Below are 3,886 nucleotides of genomic sequence, written 5' to 3'. Positions count from 1 at the left end.
ATATTTTTTAAAATATATTTAAAAAATAATGAAAAAACCCCTTTTAATTATAACATAATTAAAAGGGGAACTAATTATTTATCTCTCGGTATCGACTTTTTTTAAGCAAAACTGATGAAAATATTTTGTTAATTTTTTTAAAGTATATTTTTGTGGTTTTTTAGACTCTTTTAATCTTTAATGATAAAAATTGTTGATGATGGTTTTTTAACGATTTAAAATGGGAAAAATCTTAAAAAGCCTTATTGAATAACAGATAAATCTTCATTCCTAGAAAAAAATCATTTTTACTATAATGAAAAAACGTTTGTAAGTTGTTTCATTATAGTAAATTTTCCAAGCCTTCTTTGTTAATGGTTTCTTTTTTTAACAATTCATGAGCTATTTTGTCTAATAAAGACTTATTTTCAACAATAATTTGACGCGCTTTTTCTAACGAGTCATTCACTATTTTTTTAATTTCTACATCAACAGCTTGTTTATCCGAAAAAATGGAATCTTGCGTAGGTCACTAAATCAGACATTCCTAATTTAGTGACCATTTGAGTCGCTATTTGGGTAACATATTTGAAATCGCTATAAGTTTCGTCAGATATATCGTTAAACATTAATTCTTCGGCCACTCTACCACCTAAAAAAGTTGTAATTTGCATCAACATCCTGTTTTTAGAAGAAAAAAGAGTCTCTTTTTCAGACATCATTAAATTATAACCACCTGCATTTCCACGCGGAATAATTTGTTGTTTTAATTTTTTAATAATTGGGCTGTTTTTCTCTTCTGCAGAAAGCAAAAAGTCCAATTCTTATTCCCAAACAAAAGTTTGTTTTTACTTTTGTTCTAAAATTTCTTTTAAATGCGTATATTTCAATAATTTTAAAAAACTAATAAATTGTATTTTAAAGATATTCACATTTCACCTTTTTTAATAAAATTATAACATAATAAAAGCAGATGTTTTGGGTTAGCTCAAAAAATGAAAAAGAGTTCTAAATTATGCAAAAGGTTCTTTTTTCGTCGTTTAATTAACGAAAGAAAAAACATTATTTAAGCTTTAAAAATTTTTTTAAGAAGGTAAAGGCTTAAAAGAGGGATTAAAGCAGCCATAGTCCAAACCACAATTTGATAAGAAGAGATGTTTTTTTCTTTTTTTTCAGAAACTAAGGAAAAGTTCGGTTGAGGATCTATTTTCTTTGATGGATCAATTATGGTCTCTAATTTATTAACCTTGAAAAGGTTATTTTCTTGCAAAAAAGGCGGCAACACCAGAGGGATTGTTTCTTCTCTTTCAAAAAGTTGATCATTTTCTAAATCATGGATAATTTCTTCTAAAAGAGGCTTATTGGCTTGGATTAAAATTTTACTTTGTTCTTGAAAAAAATTTATAATCCCTAAATACTTCTCTTTACCTTCCTCTTGGGGAGTTATTTGAGCTAAAAAGCGCTTATATTCAGGTTTTTGATGTTTTTGCAAGTCTTTTATTAATCGTTGTACTTTCTGCAAATCTTCAGAAGCATGGAAACTTTGATATTTATTATCCAATAGCGTTTGTTCTGCCATAGTACCGCTTAAAGAATAAAAAATTTGGTGAATTAAATTATCCGTTCGCCAAACAACATTTTTTCCTCCTTTTTCTGAATTTAACACAGTTAAACAATTATGACAAACTTTCGAACCTGCTGGAGGTTGTTTTTCTGCCTCTTTGTTCAATGAACCATCTAGAGGAGAATTAAAAACCATTTCGACCAGAATATGACCGGCTTGATGAAATAATATATTTTTTTGATATATTGACCAAGATAATTCCGGATGAAGACGAGTCAGTTTCAGGAAATGCATGCTTTCTTGGATTTTTTCTAAAGTAACTTTTCTTTCCGACATTTGTTGGTTAGAAACAGACAATAAATCTAAAAGATGTTCTAAATCTTGGTGCTCCCAATCTGCAGTATTATTGGCGATATAACGCATTAAAGTTAAATCATCCTCTAAAACTTTTTTACCCTTTATTTTTATAAATTTATATCTTTCGCCTAAACTCCATAAATTAAAAGGTATGTCAATGACAAAAAGTTTCTCACATGTAGGAAACAAAGGTTTTTGCATCTTTTTTACTTGATTAACGTTGCCAATAATTAAAAAAGAACGTGTTTTTTGCATTTTTTTTAAAACAGTCAATAAATGGGTCATAAAAGGTTCTTCAGGCGGAAAAAGATCCATTTTATCAACGAACAAAATAGAACGTTCAGAAGGAATAAGACTAGCTAATTGGTTTAAATCAGAATCATCTTTCTTCTGTTGAAAACTTAAAAATAAAGCATCAACTGAAACATAATAAAAAGGTATTTTTAATTGTTTCGCTATCAATTCCACTAATTGTTGCTTATCATCAGTACGTTGGCCGTATAACAAAATACCATCAGCAGGTAGAACCTCTGATTTAACAAAATGTTCTAAATAACGTAATAAAAGCTTTTTTTCTATTGTATGGTTGATAATATCTTTCTTCCAAGAGAAAGAACTTTCTTTAAAAGCGGCGGATCGGAAAACTACGATTTCTTGTATAGAAATTTCTAAAGATAAATTTTCTATATCTATTTCTTCGGTTTCTAAGGGAGAAAAAGTCTTATGCAGATAAACCCCTAAAATATCAGGATAAACAGAAGGAATCGTTTTTTCCATGCTTAAAATGTTGGCATTATAAGAAGGATTAGCGGTGTTTATTTTAAAATTAGGGACTATGAATTGACGTTGGTTTAAATATTCTTGCATTTTAAAAGCGACATTATCCAGAGGATTTAGATAAACATCTGTGATTTGGGGCACAGAGACTGGCAAAAATAAATTTTGATTTTTAGCTAAAAAAGCATTATAAGTAGGTAAAATGCGCTCTCTTACTTTTTGAGGTGACATAACAAGGTGAAAAATAACCGCATTATGGAGACGATATAAAGGAAAGACGATCCTTTCTAAATATTCTTGATAATTGTCCGTCGGAATACTAGTTATAAATTTTTGCCAGTTTTGTTTGACCTCTTGAAATACAAGAGATACGGTGGATACTACTTCTTCCGAAAAATCCAAGACCATTTCTGTTAATAAATGGTCTATATCAGGAATAATATCGTGGATATTTAACATCATTTCTGCAGTTTCTTGTTTAGAAGATAAAAAAGGTTTAGTTCTTCTTGTGCGTCTATTTTTGGGAATAAATTTGGTTTTTTTAATTTTAGAGAAAGATGATCTAATCTTGTTCATTGTAAAAAGTGCTCTAGAAATTGGCGCTCCCCTAAAAGAGAATGCTTTTTGGGGATGAAAAAAAAATAAAACACTCAGGCATAAAATCAATAATGTTTTGATAATGATGAATTTATTAAAATATAATCTTGAGGAATTGTTATTTAATGTGAGTTGATAAAACCTTTCTTTTGAATAATAATTATATAAAACAATTATCCAATAATATTTTACTCTTTTCCTCCTTTATTTTTATCTGAAAATGATAAAAAAGAAAAAACTTTATTAACACTTTTAATTCCTTTTTTTCGTTATAAAAATTTTTTAAAGAGATTAAGTTATCTTTAGAGATGTCTTAAAATTTTTAATCCTGAAAAACTTTATTTTGGTAAAATAATCTTTTAAAGGGTGTTTTTTTTAGTTTCACAAAGAGTCCAAAAAAAGACCATTTAACAAGCGAATTAAACCTATATTATCCCTTTATAAGAGTTAAAAACACTGATAAATCATAAAAAATAATTATTTCCAAAAATAAAAAACAGAAATCCTTTATAATAAGATTATAAGAAATCATTTAAAATATATTAAATGTTTTATAATTATAAGTGCGAACGATGAAAAGATATATTATAAAATTTTTAATATATAATTAAT

At 27.6% G+C, this 3,886-nt stretch carries 3 protein-coding genes; all 3 read right to left on the bottom strand.

All coding sequences use genetic code 11. The features are described from left to right. Nucleotides 1-322: 322 nt before the first annotated feature. The 3 genes from ON17_RS03960 to ON17_RS03130 all read right to left on the bottom strand — a co-directional run bounded on the left by ON17_RS03960 (nucleotide 323) and on the right by ON17_RS03130 (nucleotide 3,253). Complete coding sequence (locus ON17_RS03960) at nucleotides 323-448, bottom strand: hypothetical protein (RefSeq protein WP_017192056.1); 126 nt, start codon at nucleotides 446-448, stop codon at nucleotides 323-325. 31 nt (nucleotides 449-479) lie between these two features. After that, the gene (locus ON17_RS03955) at nucleotides 480-800 is read right to left on the bottom strand and encodes a hypothetical protein (RefSeq protein ID WP_261974262.1); all 321 of its coding nucleotides are present in this window, start codon (nucleotides 798-800) and stop codon (nucleotides 480-482) included. A gap of 245 nt (nucleotides 801-1,045) precedes the next feature. Further along, nucleotides 1,046-3,253 (bottom strand): AAA family ATPase, encoded by a 2,208-nt coding sequence (locus ON17_RS03130; RefSeq protein ID WP_017192054.1) that lies wholly within the window; start codon nucleotides 3,251-3,253, stop codon nucleotides 1,046-1,048. Nucleotides 3,254-3,886: the final 633 nt, after the last annotated feature.

The sequence above is a fragment of the Poinsettia branch-inducing phytoplasma str. JR1 genome (genome assembly GCF_000309465.1).
Classification (GTDB): domain Bacteria; phylum Bacillota_I; class Bacilli_A; order Acholeplasmatales; family Acholeplasmataceae; genus Phytoplasma; species Phytoplasma pruni.
Note: the sequence above shows the minus strand (reverse complement) of the source record. Positions and strands in the feature narration are given on the sequence as shown.

Excerpts from the sequence above, each read along its gene's own strand:
- ON17_RS03130 (WP_017192054.1), bottom strand. The coding sequence starts at position 3,253 with ATGAACAAGATTAGATCATCTTTCTCTAAAATTAAAAAAACCAAATTT.